Source organism: Photobacterium sp. ABD4_091, assembly GCF_056160145.1.
In genome coordinates this window covers 232,797-254,645 of the sequence record NZ_JBSWWQ010000004.1, presented here as the reverse complement: position 1 = coordinate 254,645, position 21,849 = coordinate 232,797, and the positions used below count along the sequence as shown (strand labels likewise).

Here is a 21,849-nt window from a genome sequence, read left to right as displayed (position 1 = left end):
AATGGAATCAGTACTTCAAACGTCTCAAGAAGACAGCGCTCTGCGAGTAGAAATTTATAGCTTATTGGCTCACCTGTTCCGTAAGGCACCGGATCAACCTGTGCTTGATTGGCTTTCTGCGCTGGATGTTGAAGCGAATAATTACAATACCGCGAATACAAACACGATGGCTGCGTCTTGGCCTGTTCTGAAATTAGCCGCTCAAACCTCGTCGCAGTTGGCTGTTGAAGAAGAGTATCAAGACTTGTTTATCGGGATAGGTCGCGGAGAGATTGTTCCTTTTGGGTCTTGGTATCTAACCGGTTCATTAATGGAAATGCCTCTTGCCCATCTTCGACGTGATCTCATGCAGCTTGGCTTTCAGCGTGACGAGAGCGTTAAAGAGCCAGAAGACCATATTGCGGCTTTACTGGAAGTCATGGCCATGCTGGTGGAGGGAGGAGATAAGCACCTTCAGCAAATCTTCTTTAATCGCCATATCGCGACATGGTTTGAGCGCCTTTGCAAAGATCTTAAGGGAGCAAGCAGCGCGGTATTTTATAGCGCGGTTGCCGAGTTGGCCCTTCAGTTCCTGCTGGTGGAAAAAACACGATTGGTAGAGGTGAACTAGACTTTACCTAATTTTCATTATTGTGACGACGTAACCGCTACCTAGCTATGTAATGAGCTACGCAATGAGGGTGCTCAGTGCATAGTTGGAAGATGTCTTTTAAGTCGTTATTTATTTCACGAAAAACTTAGCAAAAAAATTGATTTCCGAAGCGAGTAATTCGGATTCGGGAACACGATAAGGAGCAAGCTTTTATGAGTGAGCAGAAAAAACCTAGTCAGAATGAGACCAGTCATAATGAACCCCGTCAAAGCCGCCGACAGCTATTGAAAAACATTGGTTTGAGTGTGGCGGCTGGTGCTGTTGTTGCAGGTACAGCAACAGCGGTTCAGGCAAAAATTGAGAAGCCTGAAGACAAGAGCAAAGATGACAACACTACTGGCTATCGCGAAACTCAGCATATTCGCGATTACTACGAAACCTTGTAAGGCGGAGCAATAAATGAAACTGACAAAACGTTCCGATAACGTAAGCAAGGACGAAAACCAGCTAGGTATTTCGCGTCGTTCCTTTATCCGTAACTCATCACTGGCAGCTGCTGGTGGTATGGCGGGTGCAAGCATGTTTGCTCCGGGCATGATGAAAAAAGCCGAAGCCAAAGAGATTGACCCTAAAGCGCCAGTTGAAGTGAAGCGTACTATCTGTTCCCACTGTTCAGTTGGCTGTGGTATCTACGCTGAAGTGCAAGAAGGGGTTTGGACTGGTCAGGAGCCAGCATTCGATCACCCATTTAATGCAGGTGGCCATTGTGCCAAAGGTGCTGCACTGCGCGAGCACGGCCATGGTGAACGCCGTATCAAATACCCAATGAAGTTGGTTGACGGCAAGTGGAAAAAGCTTAGCTGGGAGCAGGCTTTGGATGAAGTCAGCCAACAAGTTAAGAAGATCCGTGAAGAGTCGGGCCCAGATTCCGTTTACTGGTTGGGCTCTGCTAAGCACAACAACGAGCAGGCTTACCTATTCCGTAAAATGGTATCGCTATGGGGCTCGAACAACGTTGACCACCAGGCGCGTATCTGTCACTCCACAACCGTTGCCGGTGTAGCAAACACCTGGGGTTACGGTGCGATGACCAACTCGCTCAATGACATGCACAACTGTAAGTCGATCCTGTTTATCGGCTCTAACCCTGCAGAAGCGCACCCAGTTGCGATGCAGCACATCTTGATCGCCAAAGAGCGCAACAGCTGTAAGATTGTGGTAGCGGATCCGCGCCGTACCCGCACTGCAGCAAAATCAGATCACTATGTCTCTCTACGTCCTGGCTCTGACGTTGCTTTCATCTGGGGTGTGCTATACCACATTTTCAAAAATGGCTGGGAAGACAAAGAATTCATCCGCCAACGTGTGTGGGGTATGGATGACGTTCAAGCCGAAGTGGCGAAATGGACCCCAGCTGAAGTAGAACGTGTATCGGGTGTTGCTGAAGCTGACGTATACCAAACAGCGAAGATGTTGTCTGAGAACCGTCCGGGTTGTGTGGTTTGGTGTATGGGTGGTACCCAGCACACCACAGGTAATAACAATACCCGTGCTTACTGTATTTTAGAGCTTGCACTTGGCAACATGGGTAAATCAGGTGGCGGTGCCAACATTTTCCGTGGACACGATAACGTACAGGGTGCAACAGACTTTGGCGTATTGTCTGACAACCTTCCGGGCTACTACGGCTTATCAGAAGGCGCGTGGAAACACTGGGCGAAAGTGTGGGATGTTGATTACGAATGGTTGAAAGGCCGCTTCGACCAGAATGAATACAGTGGCAAGAAGCCGATGAACAATGCTGGTATTCCTGTCTCTCGTTGGATTGATGGTGTACTTGAAGACAAAGCCAACATCGAGCAGAACGATAACATCCGTGCCATGTTCTACTGGGGCCATGCAGTTAACTCGCAAACCCGTGGTACTGAAATGCGCAAGGCAATGGAAAAACTGGATATGATGGTAATTGTTGACCCATATCCAGGTGTCGCTGCGGTAATGAACAACCGCAAAGACAATGTCTATCTGCTTCCTGCTACAACCCAGTTTGAAACCACAGGTTCTGTAACGGCGACTAACCGTTCGGTTCAGTGGCGCGATCAGATCATTGAGCCGCTATTCGAATCCAAGCCAGATCACGAAATCATGTACTTGCTGTCTCAGAAGCTTGGCCTTTCCGAGCAGCTGTTCAAGCACATCCGTGTTGAAAACAACCAGCCTTTGATTGAAGACATTACCCGCGAGTACAACAAGGGTATGTGGACCATTGGCTACACCGGCCAGAGTCCTGAGCGCCTGAAAGAGCACCAGCAAAACTGGCATACATTCCATAAGACTTCTTTGGAAGCGGAAGGTGGCCCAGCCAACGGTGAAACCTACGGTCTGCCTTGGCCTTGTTGGGGTACACCAGAGATGAAACACCCGGGTACCCATATTCTGTACGATACATCGAAAACTGTTGCCCAAGGTGGCGGTAACTTCCGTGCCCGCTTCGGTGTAGAGCGTAATGGTGAAAGCCTTCTAGCAGATGATAGCTTCTCGCTAGGTTGTGAGCTTGAAGATGGTTACCCAGAATTTACCGACAAGATGCTTAAGCAGCTTGGTTGGTGGGATGATCTGACTGCTGAAGAGAAAGCGCAGGCAGAGGGTAAGAACTGGAAAACTGACCTCTCAGGCGGTATCCAGCGCGTCGCCATCAAGCACGGCTGTATCCCGTTTGGTAATGCCAAAGCACGTGCCGTGGTATGGACATTCCCAGATGCAGTGCCGCTTCACCGTGAGCCGCTGTACACGCCACGTCGTGACCTTGTAACAGATTACCCAACGTGGAATGACAGCGAAGCCATGTTCCGTCTGCCGACGTTGTACAAGTCAATCCAGGACAAAGACATGTCAGGCGAATACCCAATCGTATTGACCTCTGGTCGATTGGTTGAGTACGAGGGTGGCGGTGATGAAACCCGTTCTAACCCATGGCTGGCAGAATTGCAGCAAGAGATGTTTGTAGAGGTGAACCCGAAAGATGCCAACGATATTGGCTTCAAAGACGGCGAAATGGTGTGGGTTGAAGGTGCCGAGAAAGGCCGTATTCACGTAAAAGCGATGGTAACGCCTCGAGTGAAGCCGGGAATGGCATTTATACCGTTCCACTTCGGCGGTAAGTTCCAGGGTGAAGATCTTCGTGGTCGTTATCCTGAGGGTAGTGCGCCGTTTGTTTCTGGCGAAGCGGCGAATACAGCAACAACTTATGGTTATGACCCTGTGACTCAGATGCAGGAAACCAAAGTTACCCTCTGTAAAATCTCTAAAGCGTAAGGAGTCATTCTGATGGCACGTATGAAATTTCTTTGTGACTCTAAACGTTGTATCGAGTGCAACGGTTGTGTGACAGCTTGTAAAAACGAAAACGATGATGCGCTGGAGTGGGGTATTCAACGCCGACGCGTGGTGACGCTCAATGACGGCTTGCCAAACGAGAACTCTATCTCGGTAGCTTGTATGCATTGTAGTGATGCGCCTTGTATGGCGGTCTGCCCAGCTGACTGTTTCGTGCAGACCGAAGACGGTATTGTTCTGCATGATAAAGATCTCTGCATCGGCTGTGGCTACTGCTTGTTTGCCTGCCCGTTTGGTGCGCCGCAGTTCCCACAGCAAACAGCGTTTGCAGAGCGTGGCAAAATGGACAAATGTACCTTCTGTGCCGGCGGCCCGAATGTTGAAACCGGCTCGGTTGAAGAGAAGCAGAAGTACGGTGCGAATCGTATTGCTGAAGGTAAGCTGCCAATGTGTGCATCTCTATGTTCTACCAAGGCTCTTCTAGCTGGTGATGCGGCGAAAATCTCTGATATTTACCGCGAGCGAGTTGTAGCACGAGGTGCAAAAGAGGCGGGCTGGGCAAGTACTGACGACCTTGCTTACGATGCCGCTAAGGTGCGTAAGGCGTAATTGAGCCCAACGAACAAGTGGTAATCAAGTTTTAAGTGATGATTTGGAATGGATTACTTGGAACTGATTGCCACTGTATGTAGAGATCTGAACATAACTGTTGAATGAACAGTCGGGAGTAATATGACTAAGCGAATTCAACACTGGTTAGTCTTGTTGACCACAGCCTTGGTATTGATGTTTTCATTATCGGCGGCGGCAAGTAACGAAACCAGTGCTAACTCTGAATCTGAGCGCTTGGGCGAATCTGTAGTAAGGCATGAAGTCATTGGTTTTGCCGGTGCTGACTATTGGCGAGCCGTCAAAGATGGCCAAGAGGGCTATACCACCTCTCAATCACCAGAGCACGGTGTGCTGATCAGTGTACCTGGACAAACCTGGTTCATTATGAAAGAGAAGTGGATGTCACCACTTGGCGCATTGGCTATTTTCGGTAGCTTGTTGATGGTGGCGCTGGCGTATGTTGTCGTTGGCCCGTTGAAACTCAGCAAGCCAAAAACGGGGCGTAAGATTAAGCGCTGGAGCCGTTTGGATAGGGCTCTGCACTGGAGCTTGGCCTTTACCTTCTTGACCTTGGCATTTAGTGGCCTGACATTGGTCTACGGTAAGTATTTCATTAAGCCTATCGTACCCACTGAACTCTGGGGCTGGGTAATTTATGCAGCCAAGCAATACCATAACTACATTGGCCCGCTGTTTGCCATTTTCTTGGTAGCGGTACTTGTTAAGTGGTGGCGCAAGAGTGTTTTCAACAAAGTTGATATGCAGTGGTTCATGAAAATGGGCGGCATGGTCGGTAAACACAAAGGCAGTCACCCATCTGCTGGGTTCTCCAATGGCGGTGAAAAAGCGATTTTTTGGCTGTTGATCTTCTTTGGTGCCTTTATCGTGGCCAGTGGCTTTATCTTGGATTTCCCAATCTTCGACCAAACCCGTCGTGATATGGAACTCTCGCACTTAGTTCACATGCTGTCTGCATTGGTACTTATCTGTGGCTTCATCTTCCATATTTACATTGGTTTGTTTGGTATGGAAGCGGGTCTTGATGGCATGATCACGGGTGAAGTGGACGAAACTTGGGCTAAAGAGCACCATGATTTGTGGTACGAAGAAGTGAAAGACTTGCCTGAGAACCAGCCCGGCTATGATGAGAAAGCCGAGGCGGATAAGAAAGGCAACGCCGCTCAGGATAACGCATAACAGCTGATTATTTTAGTAAAACCGGTAGCTAACACTACCGGTTTTTTTTATATCTGCAGCTGGATATATGACTGGTTTGTTAAGGTTTTAACAAAGGGTTATTGAAATTGTCATAGAAGTTTATTGGCAACTTTGGATGCGCTTTTCTACTGTGGAAGTGGGTTTAAATCAGTCAATGGTGGGACAGTTTAATGCTTGAGTTAAATAGAGTAATAGCAGCTGCACTGGTTTCGGTTTCAGCGTTTGCCGCTACTGAAACACATGCCGCTTCTCGCGATACAATCAGCATCGTTGGTTCGTCAACGGTTTATCCATTTGCGACTGTTGTCGCTGAGCGGTTTGGCCGCTCGACAGACTTTGGGGTACCTAAGGTTGAATCAACCGGATCCGGTGGCGGTTTAAAATTATTCTGTGCCGGGGTTGGGGTTGATACGCCAGACATTACTAATGCTTCACGCAAAATCAAAGGCTCAGAAGTTGAGAATTGCATGAACAATAATGTCAAAGAGATCGTCGAGGTTAAAATTGGCTATGACGGTATTGTACTGGCTAACTCAGTAAAAAGTGATGTGATGTCGCTGACTGTTGGCGAACTATACCAGGCTTTGGCAAAGGTACTGCCTGATGAAAAAGGTCAGCTAGTCGGAAACCCTAACAAGACCTGGAAAGACATCAATGCCAACTTGCCGAATACCAAAATAGAAGTGCTTGGTCCTCCGCCAACATCAGGGACTCGAGATGCGTTTGTCGAACTGGTGATGGAGGAAGGTTGCCTTGAGAACGACAGTATTCAAAAGCTGAAGAAAGAGGATAAGAAACGTTTTCAGGCCGCTTGCCATGCCATCCGTGAAGACGGTGCGTTTATTGAAGCGGGAGAGAACGACAATCTGATTGTTCAGAAGCTAAGTGCTAACCCGTCAGCGTTTGGTATCTTTGGCTACAGTTTCCTCGATCAGAATAGCGATAAGGTTCATGGCGCGAAAATCAACGGTGTCGCACCAGAGTTTGAAGCTATCAGTGCGGGGGACTACCCGGTTTCACGTTCGCTGTACTTCTATGTTAAGAAGGCCCATATCGGTGTTGTACCGGGTCTGAAAGAGTATGTAGATCTCTTTACCAGTGAAGATGCGATAGGCGCAGAAGGATACCTCACTGACCGCGGCCTGATCCCACTGGATGACACTGAGTGGACTGAAGTCAGGGATGAAGGAGTAAACCTGACTGTGAACATCCCTTAGATTAAGCGACGGGCAACTATCCATGATTATCGGGCTAGTATTGCTTATTACAATGGTTGCTTTCTTTGCCTGCCGGGAAAAAGCGAGGCGCATTGCCTGGCAACTCGGTGGGCAGAGTCAGCTGCATTCGCTGCCACATTTCCACGGCTTGTCTGCCGTTTTAGTGGTTGTTTCGCCATTGTTGTTGCTTGGTATTTTCTGGTTTGTTTCCAGTGAAAGTCTTGCACGTTATCTACTTCTTCAATATCTCTCGCAACACTCTCTTGAAACGACCAACGTCGTTGTTTCCCAAGTCATCGGGATCGCTGATGGCATTTTGTCTGCGACATCTGACAACATGGCTAAAGCCGCAAACTATTATCGTGAACAAATGGCGTTTTTAAAGCAGGTTTTTCACGCTATCACATTTGGTTGGACACTCATCGCCAGCATTGTCGTTTGGTGGCGCATTAATGCGAGTTTCAAAGCCAGAAAAGTCGTTGAACGGATCACTATCGGCTTTTTATGGGGTGGTTCCCTTATTGCGATAATCACCACTTTGGGCATTTTATTGTCTCTGCTTTTTGAGGCCATTCGGTTCTTCCAACTCGTTCCACTTTCTGATTTTCTATTTGGCCTACACTGGTCACCTCAAATTGCGATTAGAGAAGATCAAGCCGGAGCTAGCGGTGCATTTGGCGCTGTGCCGCTATTCGCAGGCACGTTTATGATCACCTTTATTGCGATGCTGGTTGCTGCTCCTGTGGGCTTATTTACCGCAATTTATCTTTCACAGTATGCACCAGCAAAGGTGAGGAAGTGGGTGAAGCCGATTTTGGAAATTCTGGCGGGGATCCCAACAGTGGTTTATGGCTATTTTGCTGCACTATTTATTGCCCCTTTCATACGCCGCCTCGCTGAAGGCATAGGTCTTACTCAGACATCCTCAGAGAGTGCCTTGGCTGCTGGATTAGTGATGGGGATGATGATTATCCCATTTGTATCATCACTCTCTGACGATGTGATTCGTTCTGTGCCAAAAGATCTGAAAGATGCCGCATTGGCAATGGGTGCTACCCAAGCTGAAGCGATAAATAAGGTCGTATTGCCAGCCGCGCTTCCCGGTATTGTTGGTGGGTTATTGCTAGCGGTATCAAGGGCTATTGGTGAAACCATGATAGTTGTCATGGCAGCAGGCTTGTCTGCCAACCTTACTGCTAATCCGCTTGAATCAATGACAACGGTGACGGTACAAATTGTGACCTTACTGATTGGAGATCAGGAATTCGATAGCGCCAAGACACTCGCGGCATTTGGCCTTGGCTTAGTATTATTCTTAGTGACCCTTTCACTTAATGTGGTTGCGCTTCGACTAGTTAGGCGATACCGGGAGCATTATGACTGAGTTTAACCACGCTATAGCGGACAAGAACCAGCACATTAGCTTGAGCTTAAAGCGGCGCTATCGACAGCAGAGTATCCATAAAACGATAGGACTGGCGGCAATCGTCTTTTCGCTGGGCTTCTTGCTGCTGATTTTTTCCGCCATTGCGATTAAAGGAATGCCAGCGTTTAAAGCCACAGAAATACAACTGCGTGTAGAAGTGCCGGATACCGTCACTTCAAGTAAAGCGCGTGCGGCTATTCGGGAAAGCTTACGAGCACAGTTTCCTGCCGTTCAATCCCGTTCAGATCGCCGATTACTCTACAAGTTGATCTCAGAGTCAGCGGAATACCAACTGGCAGAACGATGGCGTAATCAGCAACCGACTGCGGGAATAATTGAGTTAGTGTGGCTGCCGGCATCGGACAGTATTAACCGGTTACATAAATCAGGCGATCGGGATGCTAACTTAGCGGATAAGTTAGAGGGTTGGTATCAAGCGCTGCTGCAGCAAGATCAGGTAAAAACGACATTCAACACGACTTTTTTTCAAAACGGTGATAGCCGAAATCCTGAGTTTGCCGGTATTCGAGGGGCATTGGTTGGCTCAATGTATACCTTGTTGACTGCGCTGGTGATTTGCTTTCCTCTTGGCGTGGCAACCGCTGTTTATTTGGAAGAGTTTGCGCCAAGAAACCGTTTTATCGATTTTATCGAAGTAAACATCAATAACCTCGCGGCAGTACCTTCTATTGTGTTTGGTTTATTGGGTTTGGCGGTTTTCCTGAGTGTATTTGGCTTGCCTCGTTCGACCCCACTGGTAGGTGGCTTGGTGCTCGCGCTAATGACATTACCAACAATTGTAATATCAAGCCGAGCTGCGATCACCGCGGTTCCACTTTCGATAAGAGAAGCAGGTTTGGCGATGGGAGCATCGCATATGCAGGTAGTATTGCATCAAGTATTGCCCATGGCGTTACCTGGAATGTTAACAGGGGCCATTATCGGGATGGCGCAGGCACTTGGTGAGACAGCGCCATTGTTAATGATCGGAATGGTCGCTTTCATTGTAGATATCCCTAACGGCATATTGGATTCCGCCACTGTTCTACCTGTACAAATCTATTTGTGGGCGGAAAACCCTGAGAAAGGCTTTGCTGAAATTACGGCGGCAGCCATTTTGGTATTGCTCGCTTTCTTAGTTTTGATGAACGGACTGGCATTGTATCTACGCCATCGGTTAGAGCGGGAGGACTAATGAGTAAGTTACTGACACCCATAAAGTTTCAAGATAGTGATGACATTGGCAGTAAAACATTAGGCCAACCTTTGATCGCTCATGCAAAAATGACAGCCCGAGATGTGAATGTGTTTTACGGCGGGGAGCAGGCCATATATGACGTTAATCTGGATATAGGTCAACAGGAAGTCTTGGCTATGATTGGCCCTTCAGGCTGTGGTAAATCCACGTTTCTTCGCTGTCTAAACCGTATGAATGACACCATTGTTAATTGTCGTGTCTCAGGCGACATTGCTTTGGATAACCAGCAAGTGATGCAGATGGAGCCTGAACTGTTAAGGGCAAGGGTAGGGATGGTTTTCCAAAAGCCCAACCCATTTCCTAAATCGATTTATGACAACATAGCCTTCGGCCCTAAAATTCATGGTTTAATCAGTAATCGTACGGAGTTAGATCACTGTGTTGAACAATGCCTTAAGAGGGCTGGGTTGTGGGACGAGGTAAAAGACAGGCTCGATCAACCTGCTTTGGGTTTATCTGGAGGTCAACAACAACGCCTGTGTATTGCTAGGGCAATTTCGATTCAGCCAGAAGTCATCTTGATGGATGAGCCATGCTCGGCATTAGATCCTATAGCGACAGACAAAATTGAACAATTAATTAAAGACTTAAAGAAAAATTTCAGTATCATTATTGTCACTCACTCCTTGCAGCAAGCTTCACGAATCTCTGATAGGGCGGCTTATTTCCACCTAGGTAAATTGGTTGAAGTCGACAAGGCGGGAGTGTTCTTTTCACAACCACAACATCCTTTAACCACACAGTATCTAGCTGGTCACTTTGGTTAGTTCAATTGTGTACATGTTATGTAGGCTCTTTATGGCCTTTAACTCTCTAGCGCACTATAACTTTTTGTTTGTTGGTTATAATTAGACTAATGTCGTAGACGTTTTACTTATAACCACATGAAAACAATGGTATAAAGTTAACTAGAGAATAAAGAAAGGACACGGCCATGCTTTTCCCATATCGAAATATAGTTGTACTAACCGGCGCGGGCATCTCTGCAGAGTCAGGCATCCGTACCTTCCGCGACCAGGATGGGTTGTGGGAAAATCACCGCATAGAAGATGTGGCAACGCCTGAAGGGTATTATCGTGATCCGGCACTCGTGCAGAACTTCTATAATTTGCGTCGCCAGCAGCTAGAAAGCGGCACAGTATTCCCTAACGATGCACACAAAGCATTGGCTAGGCTTGAGCAAGAGCTTGATGGCAAGGTCACCATTGTAACTCAGAACATCGACAACCTGCATGAAGCTGCAGGCAGCAAAAATGTTATTCACATGCATGGCGAGCTGCTCAAAGCCCAGTGTAGTGAAACAGGCCAGTCAGTAGAGTGGAGTGGGGATATATCACTAGATGATCATTGCCACTGTTGCCAAATGCCAGCACCGATGCGGCCTAATGTCGTTTGGTTTGGAGAAATGCCAATTGGTATGGACAGAATCCATGATGCTCTCTTAGAGGCAGACCTGTTTATTTCTATCGGTACATCTGGCGCGGTTTACCCAGCGGCTGGCTTTGTTCACGAGGCGGCGATGCACGGGGCTCATACGATTGAGTTGAACCTAGAGCCGAGTGAAGTCGAAAGCGAATTTGCTGAAAAGCGTTATGGGCCGGCATCAATGCTAGTGCCAAACTTTGTTGATGAAATTCTTGGTTAGGATCTTTTTCAGTGTGTTAAAGAGGGCGCATACAGCGCCCTTTTTATTTTGATATATATTTTCTATCAAACCCCAAATGGGTTGAATGACATCAAAACTTATTAATATGTCCGCATGATTTACATGTATATTTCAATTTTACACGAAGAATTTTATCAAAGATTGTTCTGTGTATACGAATTAAAGTGCCATGACGCAGGCATTTTTCACAATGCATGTAAAACCTTGTTGTATTGTGTTTAATGTTAACTGGTATTGAAGAATATTGTTTATCTATCCGCAAAGTCGTGTAGAGGTTTTGCTTTCATTATCCTCATGTATTTTCTTTTGTATTTTTAAGTCGATCTTGAGCCTTTTCTGTGATTTTTCTATTAAGATTTTTACGAGCCGGAGCGTGAGAAGGTTTAACCACGACAATGACCTTGTTCTTTGTATATGTGATCTTATCTAATGCTATTTATAATCATTATTATGGCCTGTTTTTTGTGGGGGTATTGTACGGATGGCATTAAATTTATCAATCAAGCATATGCGATAAAACACATCTTTAATATTTTAATATGCATTATTGCAATAAATCAGTGGCTTGCGTTTCTTTTTCATATTTGCAGTAAGCATATTTTGGAGGGGTTTTAGGTGGTAAATGCACTTGGGTAGAGGGCTTTAAAAACGCCCGACACTGCGGGCGCTTAATTAATATTCTCGTATGCGAGTATCAATAGGCGATGGGTTTGAGAAAAACCTCGCTTTGACATGATCATAAGACCAATTGTAGATGATTGCGTAGATTAAAAAGAAAATCACAATACCCAAATCCAGGATTAATACAGTCCAGAAGTCCAACTGCAGTACCCACATTAATACCGGAATCGTGACAAATATCAGGCCTCCTTCAAATCCTAGGCCATGTAAAATACGCGTTTTAACGGTTCTGCTTATACGATCCTCTCCGGCAAACTTATCAAATATCACATTGTAGACGTAGTTCCAGGTCATCGCGATCAACGACATCACGATACTTAGTCCACCGACAACGGCAGGGTTATGCTTGGTGAAAATTGTTGCGGCTCCCATCAAAATCACAAGGGCAAACACTTCAAACAACACTGTGTGTAAGATACGTTCTTTAATAGTCATCATTTTTTTCCTGAGCTAATGCAAGTTGTTTTGTGCGTGTAATGTATCTTTATCTGTGATTTAATCTAGTTAGTTATCATCACTTTTACTGATAGTATGTACAATCTTGACCAGCTCCAGATGTTTGTTATAGCGGCTAAGTTAGGGTCTTTTTCGGCTTGTGCCAGACAGCTGGGAAAAGTCCAATCAGCAGTCAGCCAGGGTATTGCAAACTTAGAAATTGATTTAAATGTCGAACTGTTTGATCGCTCTACGAGAAAGCCAACACTGACAGAGCAAGGGCGCCATTTGCTCAGGTTTGCGGAAGCCACTTTGCAGCAAAGCTTTGAGTTACAGAGCGCGGCAAATGCATTGAGTGATAGCCAAGAAACGGAAGTCACCATCTTAATTGACGATAACTTATTGATTGATAAACTCGGAGAAATTGCTGATGAGTTTAGCCAACGCTTTCCATCGACAACCCTAAGTACCATGCTGGCCAGCAGTACTGATATTCCTAATCTGTTGCTTAGCGGGAAAGGGGATCTCGGGGTCATGTTGACTGACATGGTTCACTTCAAAGAACTGGATGTTCGATACATTGGGAGTATTCGCTTTGTGCCCGTTGCCTGCCCAGGACATCCTTTATCAAAACATGACAGCGTCACGCCGGCAGATTTGATCCCTTATCGCCAGTTAATGGTAAGAGGCGAAAGTGGTAAGTCCATGTCATACATGCCGCCGATATCTTCCCTGCATTGGTGGACGAACGATCACCACGTACTGATTCAATATGTTGAGAAAGGTTTGGGTTGGACCTACCTGCCAAGCCATGAAGCCAAACAGAGGGCATCAATGGGTAAAATGAAAATATTGCCGGTAACCTTCGATCATAAAGAATGGCAAGCTCCGGTTGAGTGCGTGGCGCCGAAAGGAAAAGCTGTCGGGCCTGCGGTGAAGTGGTTGAATATTGCTTTAAATGGGTTATTGGATGACGTGGAATGAAAAGAGTTAGCAGGATATAAAAACTCGGGCCGGAGCCCGAGTTTTTATACGGAGGAGAGAGATTACTGACCTGCTTTCAGCTTCTGGTAGTACTCTTCGTAAAGGGTGTTTGCACCATTTACGCTGTCTTGCCATTCACCGGCATCCATCACTTCTTGTGGTGGGTAGATGCTTGGGTCGTTAACAAAGTCAGCAGGTAGTTTCTCTTTCGCTGTTGCTACTGGTGTTGGGTAACCGATCTCAAGTGCAATTTTCGCGGCATTTTCTGGACGAAGCAGGAAGTCGATCATCTTATGCGCTGCATCAACGTTCTTGGCACTTGCTGGAATTGAGATGCTGTCCATCCAGAAAATCGCACCTTCTTTCGGCCATACGATATCAATTGGTGCACCTTCTTGGCGAGCCATGTAAGCCGAGCCATTCCACAGCATACCTAGAGATGTTTCGCCAGCCATGTAAGGGTTGGCAGGGTAGTCAGAGTTGAATACCAGTACGTTAGGCATTAGCTTCTTAAGCTCTTCGTACGCGGCCTTAATCTCTTCAGGATTTTTGGTGTTCGCAGAGTAGCCAAGTTTACGCAGGGCGATGTGAAAGAATTCACGCGCGTCGTCCATCATCATTAGCTGACCTTCCCATTTCGGGTCCCATAGGTCAGCCCAGCTAGCGACTTCGTCTTTATCCATCATATCAGTGTTTACACCGATACCGGTTGCACCCCAGATGTAAGGGATAGAGTAGTCGTTCTCAGGATCGAATGGCTTGTGCAGGAAGTTCGGATCGATTTCATCAAAGTGGCTTAGCTTTGACTTGTCGATTTTTTGCAGCATATTTTCTTCACGCATTTTCGATACATAGTAGGTTGAAGGAACCACTAGATCGTAGCCGTCACCGTGAGTTTTCAGCTTCGCGTACATGGTTTCATTCGACTCGTAGGTCGAATAAATCACTTTAATGCCAGTTTCTTTCGTGAACTGTTCCAGAACTTCTGAAGGGATATATTCAGACCAGTTGTAGAAATAAAGCTCTTTGTCTGCGGCTGTTGCCATGTTCGAAAACATAGCCATTGCGCAAACACCACCGGCCATTAAAGAAGACCATTTTTTCATTGTTATATGCTCCAAACTAAATGGGATTTTGAGAGTGTTCTCTAGCGAATGTACTAATTATGGATGAAAATCATCAAGGTGAAGTACTAACCGCTTCTCCTGCAAAGTGTCGTTATGCTCAGCCCATAAGCCGAACGTCTGATGTTTACCCTTGCCACAAGGGTAGCAAGGTTCTGTAAAAAGCACTGATAATACAGCGCTTTTAAGAGTATATTATAACAGGGAATGGAATGACTATGATATGGAATATCAACGACTAATAACTGTCTGAACTATTAATAGTCAAAATTGGTATATTTTCGGTATAAAAAAGGCAGCCAATTGGCTGCCTTCAAAATAGTCGATTATTACTGGCCTGCTTTCAGCTCCAGGAAGTAATTTTCATATCGGATGTTCATTTCGCCAACCGCGTCCTGCCACTCACCGCGGTCAAGGTCTTCTTGCGGTGGGAATAGAGTAGGGTTGTCTTTGTATTTCGCGTTCGATGCTTCAACCGCAGTCAAGTAACCCGTTTCTTCAGAAATTTTGGCTGCCACGTCTGGGCGCAACAAGAAGTCGATCATCTTGTGTGCTGCTTCAACGTTCTGTGCGTTCTTGGCAATAGCAAGGCTATCAACCCAGAAAATACCACCTTCTTTTGGCCAAATTAGCTCAATCGGCAGGCCTTCTTTTTGCGCAGCGGCTGCTGAACCATTCCAAAGCATACCCAAGCCGACTTCACCAGCAAGATATGGTGCAGCAGGGTTGTCAGAGTTGAATACCAAGACATTTGGCATCAGTTTTTTCAGTTCTTCGTAAGCTTCATCGATCTGTTTAGGATCGGTGGTGTTACCTGAGTAACCTAATTTACGCAGAGCAATGTGGAACACTTCTCGCGTGTCATCCATAAGCATGAGTTGGCCTTCAAGCTCTGGATTCCAAAGGTCCGCCCAACTATCGAAATCAGCAGGGTCGTACATGTCAGTGTTGACTGCCAATCCTGTCATTGCGATAACGTGTGGGATCGAGTAGTCGTTGTTTGGGTCAAAAGGCTTATCCAGATAATTCTTATCAAGCTCTTTGTAGTTGGTTAGCTTTGATTTATCGATTTTCTGTAACATGCCTTCATCGCGCATTTTAGCAACGAAGTAAGTTGACGGCACAACCAGGTCGTAACCTTGCGGGTGGGCTTTTAACTTAGCGTACATAGTCTCGTTCGACTCGTAAGTCGAATAAATCACTTTAATACCAGTTTCTTTAGTGAACTGCTCGCGTAGCTCCGTAGAAATGTACGGGCCCCAGTTCATAAAGACTAATTCCTTGTCTGCCGCATTGGCAACGTTAGTAAACATTGCAGCAGCGCATGCAGTACCGGCTAGAAAAGCGGACCATTTTTTCATTAGATTATCATCTCCAAAACCCTTTTAGGGTGTTAATACAAAACAAGTGGCCCGAAGGCCACTTGCTCGTTCTTTGGCTAAAGCCAAATTTAAAGCGGTGTTGCTAGCCTTATTTGATCTTCTCTCGAGCGAGTAGCTGAGAGCTGACAACCAGAATCAAGGATACAATCAGCATAATTGTAGCCAATGCATTCACTTCTGGTGAGATACCCACTTTAACCATGGAGTAAATCTTCAAAGGCAAAATTTCGTAGCTTGGACCTGTCACGAATGAACTCACAATCACGTCATCCAGCGACAGGGTGAAGCTCAATAACCAACCAGCGGCAACGGCAGGCTTGGCTAGCGGTAGGATGATCTGTTTCAGGATTACCCACTCACTAGCACCCAAATCTCGCGCTGCTTCCAGCATTTTTACATCAAAGCCTTTCAAGCGGCTGTAAACCGTTACCACGACAAATGGTAGGCAGAATGTAATATGCGAAAGCAACAGGGTCAGGAAGCCTAGCTCTGCACCCACCAAGATAAACAACGCCAACAGCGAGATTGCCATAACGATATCAGGAGACATCATCACTACAAACAGCATGCCATTGACAAAATGCTTACCGCGGAACTGGTAGCGGAAGAGGGCAACAGCCGTCAAGCTACCAATTATCGCTGCAGCGGTTGCAGAGAACACTGCAATGTTCAGTGAGTGCCATGCTGCCTGCATCAAGCTGTCGTTGTTGACCAACTGGTGATACCACTTGGTAGTAAAACCACCCCATTTCATGCCGAATTTGCTGGCATTGAATGAGTTAACAATCAGAATAATGATTGGTGTATATAGGAAGGCATACACCACAGTCATAAAACTGAATTTAAATGCGCGTCCCATTATTCAAGCTCCACTTTACGGTTAAGCAGTTTGCCTGCCCGGTAGTAGGCGTACAGCATGACTGCCATCGCGATCGTCAATGCAATACTGGTTGCTGCACCGAACGGCCAATCACGGGCGTTCAATACCTGGCTCTTAATCACGTTACCGATCAGTAGGTTCTTCGCTCCGCCAAGTAGGTCGGACACATAGAACATACCAAGAGCAGGTAGTAGCACCAGTAGACAGCCAGCAATGATGCCTGGCATGGTCAGTGGGAAAATCACTTTTACGAACGTCTGGAGCTTGTTTGCACCCAAGTCACGCGCTGCTTCTATGTAATTGTGGTCTAGTTTCTCAATCGCCGAATAAAGCGGCAGCACCATAAACGGCAGAAGAATATAAACCAGGCCAACCATTACCGCATACTCGGTGTACATGATACGTAGCGGTTTGTCGATAATGTCTAGGTAGAGCAGGGTATTGTTCAAAATACCTCGGGTACCCAGCATGATCTTCAGGCCGTAAGTACGGATCAATGAGTTGGTCCAGAACGGCACAATTACCAAAAACAGCATAAACGGACGCCATTTCTCTGGCATCTTTGCAATCGCATAAGCAAACGGGTACCCAATCACCAAACAGAGTAGTGTGGCCACCAGCGCCATGTAGAACGAGTGCATCATGACCTTGGCATAAAGCGGATCAAACAACCGGATGTAGTTGTCCAATGTAAAGGTCATTTCAATTAGGTTTGCATCATCTCGGGTCAGAAAACTGGTTCCGATGATCATCAGGTTGGGAATGAATACAAACAGCAATAGCCAGCCAACAATGATGGTAATGATGATGTTTTGAAGATTAAGCTTCTTGTTCATCTGCCAGCACCACTTCCCAGCTTTCAACCCAAGTAACCGCAACTTTTTGATCCAGGGAGTGGTCCACATCAGGATCATCTTCGTTGAAGAATTCACTTACCATGACAGACGTGCCCGTCTCCAACTCAACCACTGAGTCAAGCGTCATACCTTTGTAGGTGCGTTCACGGATGTAGCCAATGATGCCTTGTGCTTCGTCACCATTATTGATTTCTTCAAGGCGAATATCTTCAGGTCGCAGCAATACCTTAACCTTGTCACCTGGGCTAACTGGTAGCTTGCAGTGGATCATGGAAGGGCGGCCTTCAACATTTGCCAATACACGGGTTTCGTCTAGGCGCTCTTTAACGACGGCATCAAACACATTGATTTCGCCGATGAAACGCGCAACAAATAGGTTTTCTGGCTCTTCGTAAATTTCACGAGGAGAGCCGTCTTGCTCAACGTTACCAGAGCGCATAACAATGATACGGTCTGACATTGAAAGGGCTTCTTCTTGATCGTGGGTAACGAAAATGAAGGTAATCCCTAGTTTACGCTGCAGCTGTTTAAGTTCGATCTGCATCTGTTTGCGAAGTTTGTAGTCCAACGCAGACAGAGATTCATCTAACAACAAGACTTTTGGCTTGTTCACTACTGCACGGGCAATAGCAACACGTTGTTGTTGGCCACCAGATAGCTGATGCGGTTTACGAGGAGCAAACTTCTCAAGCTGCACCATGCGTAACGCTTCCATCACACGCGGTTCAATTTCACTTTCAGCGACTTTCTGCATACGCAGGCCGAAGGCAACATTTTCATATACTGTCATGTGCGGGAAAAGCGCGTAACTCTGGAATACAGTATTCACATTGCGCTGTTCAGCCGGAATTGCTGTCACATCTTTACCGGCAATCACAACTTGGCCCGCATCGGCATTTTCAAAGCCAGCGATGAGTCGAAGTACCGTTGTTTTACCACAGCCAGATGGGCCAAGGATGGTAAGGAATTCACCATCATTCACATTCAGATCGAGTCCAGTGATAATTTGCTTGCCATCGAAGCTTTTGCTCAGCCCTGTTAGCTGAATCACTGGTGCTTTAGTTGTTTCTGCAGCGTTCAATTCTACGAGATCTCCACCTAGGGGTTTCATAGATAATCCCCCCAACTATTAGGTTGAATTTAGGGGGCGCATAATAGTCCCCTAAACGTGTAATTCAAAGCGTTTTTTTCCAATTTTTTTGACTATTTTCGTACAAGCGTATCTTTGTTTTATGACAGCCTAAGTGCCGTACTAACAACCTGATAAATTAAGCTTATAAATCAATAATTAACCCTAACTGTTCGTTAGGCATAACCTATTAATCATAGTGTATTCAGGGGAGCAGGCTAATTCGTCATCGAAAATCGTACTCTGAATGCAAAAGCCGCTTTTTGTTCCAAAGTTTCTCTATCGTGCCTAACTAGCGTACAATCACCGTCCAAGTGTGTAATAGTTAGTGAAATACAAATGAATAACAAAACATTCCAAGTTGGCGGTTCAATTGAAAGAGCATTGAAAGGTGAGAGTGAGCTCCAGTCACTGTCAGTGCTTCAGGAAGCCTGGAAAATCACTGCCAAGAACTTTTTGACTTTCTTGCCTGCGGTTATTGGTCTGTTTCTGGCTCAGGTCGCACTGCTTTTGCTTGGCCTGCAGGTGCAGCTTGGAAGTGCCGGCGTATTTTTCGACGCAATTATGACTGGTGGTGAGATCTCAGCCTCGGTCATTGAAGCGGGTTATATGGCAAACTTTTGGTCTGATGTATTAAGTGCCCCATTATTGGCTGGCGTGAGCTTGATGGCGTTAAACCATGCAGTCGGCTTACCAAGTAAACCAAGCTATTTAGTTAAAGGATTCCCGTTTGCACTGGTATCCGTTATCACTGTATTGCTCAGTGCGTCACTACAGGGCATTGCCAATGCAATTTTCCCAATTCTGGGCATGCTGCTTTCAATGGGCTTTAGTTTGGCTATCATGCTGGTTTGTGAAAAACGTTTATCACCATTAAAAGCAATTCAGTTTTCACTTATCGCAACTTTACGTAAACTATTGCCGATGACAGCCATTTTTATTGTCATCCTAACAATGTTTATTATTTCATTTGCCACTGCTGGTATCGGTTTGATCTGGACGATCCCATTTTTCTTCAATGTGAAAGCCATCATCTACCGCAATCTGTTCGGTGTGTCACTCCATGTTTCAACCGTTCAGAAAGGCCAAAACGATAACGACCAAGACCAAGGCCAGCAGGGGGATCCAAAGGTTTTTGACGCGTGATAAAAAATATAACAACCAGTAATGTCGCCATTCTTGCATTAGTCAGCGGATTGACAGCATGTGGTGAAATACCCTCCCAAAGCTCAAACGATGAGGCCCCAGCGGCCTCATCACAAAATGCCAAGCCTGATTTTTCTCAAATAACCGACGTTAACCAAAAGAAAGCCGCTTTCTTTGATTTCCTACGCCCAGCGGTTGAACATGAAAACCAACGGGTTGATAAAGAGCGCCAGTTTTTGGAAAGTATTAAATCGACCGTCTCCGCAGGAAAGACCCTTTCGGGGGATCAACGTACCTATGCCGATAAGCTAGCTGATAAATACAAACTGGCACTCAATGACCAAGGCGTGACAGCAGAATGGTTATCAGCAATGCTACAGCGAGTCGATGTTCTTCCTGAGTCGCTTGTCTTAAGTCAGGCGGCTAATGAATCAGGGTGGGGAACATCACGCTTTGCAGTGGAAGGAAACAACTATTTTGGCCAATGGTGTTATCGTAAGGGCTGCGGTTTAGTTCCAAATGCCCGAAATGAAGGCGCTAGCCATGAAGTGGCTGTTTTTGCGTCGCCATATTTATCAGTACAAGCTTACTTCATGAATGTAAATACCAACCGTGCTTACCAAGACTTGCGTGACATTCGTGCTGCTCAGCGGGTTTCCGGTGAGGTGATTGAAGGCACTAAATTAGCAGAGGGGCTAAGCCGTTACTCAGAACGTGGTCAGGCTTATGTTGATGAGATACAAGCTATGATCAAGCATAACAATCAATATTGGCGCCAAGGATAAAGGATGAAGTTGACCTATTGGCTATTAGCAGGCTTATTTGCCAGCACATCGCTCTATGCTCAGGATGCAGCAGCTCAGAACATAGAAATGCGTTACAGCACGCTTTACAGCAAGCTCAAGCAGAATGTGAAAGAAGGGCATGAAGATGTAAAAATTGCTTTGTTCCTGCTTAACCAGCAAGACGGCAGCGTTTGCCAGATCCATGAAGGATCAATGCGCAAGGACGAGCATTTCGAAGAACTTGTTATTCCGGAAAACAATGAATTGTCAGTGCCTATCGATAGCAACTTGCGCCAGGCCAACCCAGACGTCACCTTTGTTATTGATGATGGCATTACCTGTGATGTATCGATGCAAGTTATTGCAAAGAAGGATTACGGAACCTCTATTGAGCAATCGGAAGTGGCAAAGCTTGTGCCTCAGATGAACCAGATGTTGTCTGACCTCGGTGGGATGTTTTCTGGTTGGTTTATGCCTGATGTCGAAGGTGTGGTTGTTCATTTTGACAATGGCGATACCAAAGTTATCGATCTCCCTTCACTCTCTGACGGTGAAACCGTGAGTTTTGCGCAGCCAGCAGTAAAAGTAACGCCTTGGATCCCCCAGGCATGATATAAAGAAATTACTCATGAAAATAAAAAGCCCGGATACTAATCCGGGCTTTTTGTATAAACAAAGAAGAAGTTAGACATTTAAATCACTATTACTTGCTTTGATTCTGATACCTCCTTTTTGATGTTCAGTCACTTTGACGCCATCTGGCGTTTCGTAAGAGATATATAGCTTGGCGTTGTTATTGCACCATTTCGACACTTGAGAAGTGAGAAGAGAGTTAGGTAAGTAACGAGAGTGGCAACATTGGGTAAAGCTAAGCTGAGCTTGACGCTTGAACTCTGAAGCAATACGAGGGTAGAACAGGTCTAGTTTTTCATTTCCATCTTTATTGCAGAAGTGTAAATTTGCTTTTAACTTTCCTTTTTTATACCTCAGCTTGAGTTTGGCTGGAATATTATCGTTAATAACGGGTATTTGAACATCCAAAGTTTTTTCAATGGGTTCATGCGGTAGAAATAGATTTGTCAGCATAAGACCTCCTTGGTTTAAATATATCTTATGCACTA

Annotated in this window: 21 protein-coding genes; 14 read left to right on the top strand and 7 right to left on the bottom strand. The window is 45.9% G+C overall.

The window, feature by feature from the left end:
* Position 1: 1 nt before the first annotated feature.
* The 10 genes from ACXAGQ_RS25595 to cobB all read left to right on the top strand — a co-directional run bounded on the left by ACXAGQ_RS25595 (position 2) and on the right by cobB (position 11,304).
* Positions 2-610 (top strand): TorD/DmsD family molecular chaperone, encoded by a 609-nt coding sequence (locus ACXAGQ_RS25595; RefSeq protein WP_475257741.1) that lies wholly within the window; start codon positions 2-4, stop codon positions 608-610.
* Between the two features lie 194 nt (positions 611-804).
* Positions 805-1,038, top strand: coding sequence for a twin-arginine translocation signal domain-containing protein (locus tag ACXAGQ_RS25590; protein ID WP_475257740.1), 234 nt, complete (start codon positions 805-807; stop codon positions 1,036-1,038).
* A 13-nt stretch (positions 1,039-1,051) separates the two neighbouring features.
* A complete protein-coding gene (locus tag ACXAGQ_RS25585) occupies positions 1,052-3,907 on the top strand; it encodes a formate dehydrogenase subunit alpha (RefSeq protein WP_475257739.1) in 2,856 nt (951 codons plus the stop codon).
* A 12-nt stretch (positions 3,908-3,919) separates the two neighbouring features.
* Positions 3,920-4,537, top strand: coding sequence for a formate dehydrogenase FDH3 subunit beta (fdh3B, locus tag ACXAGQ_RS25580; protein WP_187462056.1), 618 nt, complete (start codon positions 3,920-3,922; stop codon positions 4,535-4,537).
* Positions 4,538-4,660: 123 nt separating this feature from the next.
* Positions 4,661-5,737 (top strand): formate dehydrogenase subunit gamma, encoded by a 1,077-nt coding sequence (locus tag ACXAGQ_RS25575; protein WP_475257737.1) that lies wholly within the window; start codon positions 4,661-4,663, stop codon positions 5,735-5,737.
* Positions 5,738-5,928: 191 nt separating this feature from the next.
* The gene (locus tag ACXAGQ_RS25570; protein ID WP_475257736.1) at positions 5,929-6,975 is read left to right on the top strand and encodes a PstS family phosphate ABC transporter substrate-binding protein; all 1,047 of its coding nucleotides are present in this window, start codon (positions 5,929-5,931) and stop codon (positions 6,973-6,975) included.
* 22 nt (positions 6,976-6,997) lie between these two features.
* Entirely contained in the window at positions 6,998-8,359 is a 1,362-nt protein-coding gene (gene pstC / locus ACXAGQ_RS25565) for a phosphate ABC transporter permease subunit PstC (protein ID WP_475257734.1), read from the top strand.
* Positions 8,352-9,596 (top strand): phosphate ABC transporter permease PstA, encoded by a 1,245-nt coding sequence (pstA, locus tag ACXAGQ_RS25560; protein WP_475257733.1) that lies wholly within the window; start codon positions 8,352-8,354, stop codon positions 9,594-9,596. Before pstC ends, pstA begins: the two co-directional genes overlap by 8 nt.
* 89 nt (positions 9,597-9,685) lie before the next feature.
* On the top strand, positions 9,686-10,426 hold the full coding sequence (gene pstB / locus ACXAGQ_RS25555; protein WP_475258074.1) for a phosphate ABC transporter ATP-binding protein PstB: 741 nt from the start codon (positions 9,686-9,688) through the stop codon (positions 10,424-10,426).
* Positions 10,427-10,593: 167 nt separating this feature from the next.
* Positions 10,594-11,304, top strand: coding sequence for a Sir2 family NAD+-dependent deacetylase (gene cobB, locus ACXAGQ_RS25550; RefSeq protein WP_475257732.1), 711 nt, complete (start codon positions 10,594-10,596; stop codon positions 11,302-11,304).
* Positions 11,305-11,997: 693 nt separating this feature from the next.
* Here cobB and ACXAGQ_RS25545 read toward each other — a convergent pair.
* Positions 11,998-12,441, bottom strand: coding sequence for a PACE efflux transporter (locus ACXAGQ_RS25545; protein ID WP_475258073.1), 444 nt, complete (start codon positions 12,439-12,441; stop codon positions 11,998-12,000).
* A gap of 96 nt (positions 12,442-12,537) precedes the next feature.
* On the opposite strand from ACXAGQ_RS25545, the gene ACXAGQ_RS25540 reads away from it, so the two are divergent.
* Entirely contained in the window at positions 12,538-13,425 is an 888-nt protein-coding gene (locus ACXAGQ_RS25540; RefSeq protein WP_475257731.1) for a LysR family transcriptional regulator, read from the top strand.
* A 62-nt stretch (positions 13,426-13,487) separates the two neighbouring features.
* On the opposite strand, the gene ACXAGQ_RS25535 is transcribed toward ACXAGQ_RS25540, so the two are convergent.
* The 5 genes from ACXAGQ_RS25535 to potA all read right to left on the bottom strand — a co-directional run bounded on the left by ACXAGQ_RS25535 (position 13,488) and on the right by potA (position 18,749).
* On the bottom strand, positions 13,488-14,531 hold the full coding sequence (locus ACXAGQ_RS25535) for an extracellular solute-binding protein (RefSeq protein ID WP_475257729.1): 1,044 nt from the start codon (positions 14,529-14,531) through the stop codon (positions 13,488-13,490).
* Positions 14,532-14,878: 347 nt separating this feature from the next.
* Positions 14,879-15,910: an extracellular solute-binding protein gene (locus ACXAGQ_RS25530; RefSeq protein ID WP_475257728.1), complete on the bottom strand. Its 1,032-nt coding sequence runs from the start codon at positions 15,908-15,910 to the stop codon at positions 14,879-14,881.
* A 109-nt stretch (positions 15,911-16,019) separates the two neighbouring features.
* Entirely contained in the window at positions 16,020-16,790 is a 771-nt protein-coding gene (gene potC / locus ACXAGQ_RS25525) for a spermidine/putrescine ABC transporter permease PotC (RefSeq protein WP_039461261.1), read from the bottom strand.
* Positions 16,790-17,647: a spermidine/putrescine ABC transporter permease PotB gene (gene potB / locus ACXAGQ_RS25520; protein ID WP_475257727.1), complete on the bottom strand. Its 858-nt coding sequence runs from the start codon at positions 17,645-17,647 to the stop codon at positions 16,790-16,792. The genes potC and potB overlap by 1 nt, the downstream gene beginning before the upstream one ends.
* Positions 17,631-18,749, bottom strand: coding sequence for a spermidine/putrescine ABC transporter ATP-binding protein PotA (gene potA / locus ACXAGQ_RS25515; protein ID WP_475258072.1), 1,119 nt, complete (start codon positions 18,747-18,749; stop codon positions 17,631-17,633). The genes potB and potA overlap by 17 nt, the downstream gene beginning before the upstream one ends.
* A 387-nt stretch (positions 18,750-19,136) precedes the next feature.
* Here potA and ACXAGQ_RS25510 point away from each other — a divergent pair, with 387 nt between their 5' ends.
* Genes ACXAGQ_RS25510 through ACXAGQ_RS25500 form a run of 3 tightly spaced genes read left to right on the top strand, consistent with a single transcriptional unit; the run spans position 19,137 to position 21,340 of the window.
* A complete protein-coding gene (locus tag ACXAGQ_RS25510) occupies positions 19,137-19,943 on the top strand; it encodes a DUF2189 domain-containing protein (protein WP_475257725.1) in 807 nt (268 codons plus the stop codon).
* Positions 19,940-20,728 carry a glucosaminidase domain-containing protein gene (locus tag ACXAGQ_RS25505; RefSeq protein ID WP_475257723.1) on the top strand — a complete coding sequence of 263 codons (789 nt, stop codon included), beginning with the start codon at positions 19,940-19,942 and terminating at the stop codon, positions 20,726-20,728. The genes ACXAGQ_RS25510 and ACXAGQ_RS25505 overlap by 4 nt, the downstream gene beginning before the upstream one ends.
* A 3-nt stretch (positions 20,729-20,731) precedes the next feature.
* The gene (locus tag ACXAGQ_RS25500; protein ID WP_475257721.1) at positions 20,732-21,340 is read left to right on the top strand and encodes a DUF2987 domain-containing protein; all 609 of its coding nucleotides are present in this window, start codon (positions 20,732-20,734) and stop codon (positions 21,338-21,340) included.
* 72 nt (positions 21,341-21,412) lie between these two features.
* On the opposite strand, the gene ACXAGQ_RS25495 is transcribed toward ACXAGQ_RS25500, so the two are convergent.
* A complete protein-coding gene (locus tag ACXAGQ_RS25495; protein ID WP_475257720.1) occupies positions 21,413-21,814 on the bottom strand; it encodes a hypothetical protein in 402 nt (133 codons plus the stop codon).
* Positions 21,815-21,849 lie beyond the last annotated feature (35 nt).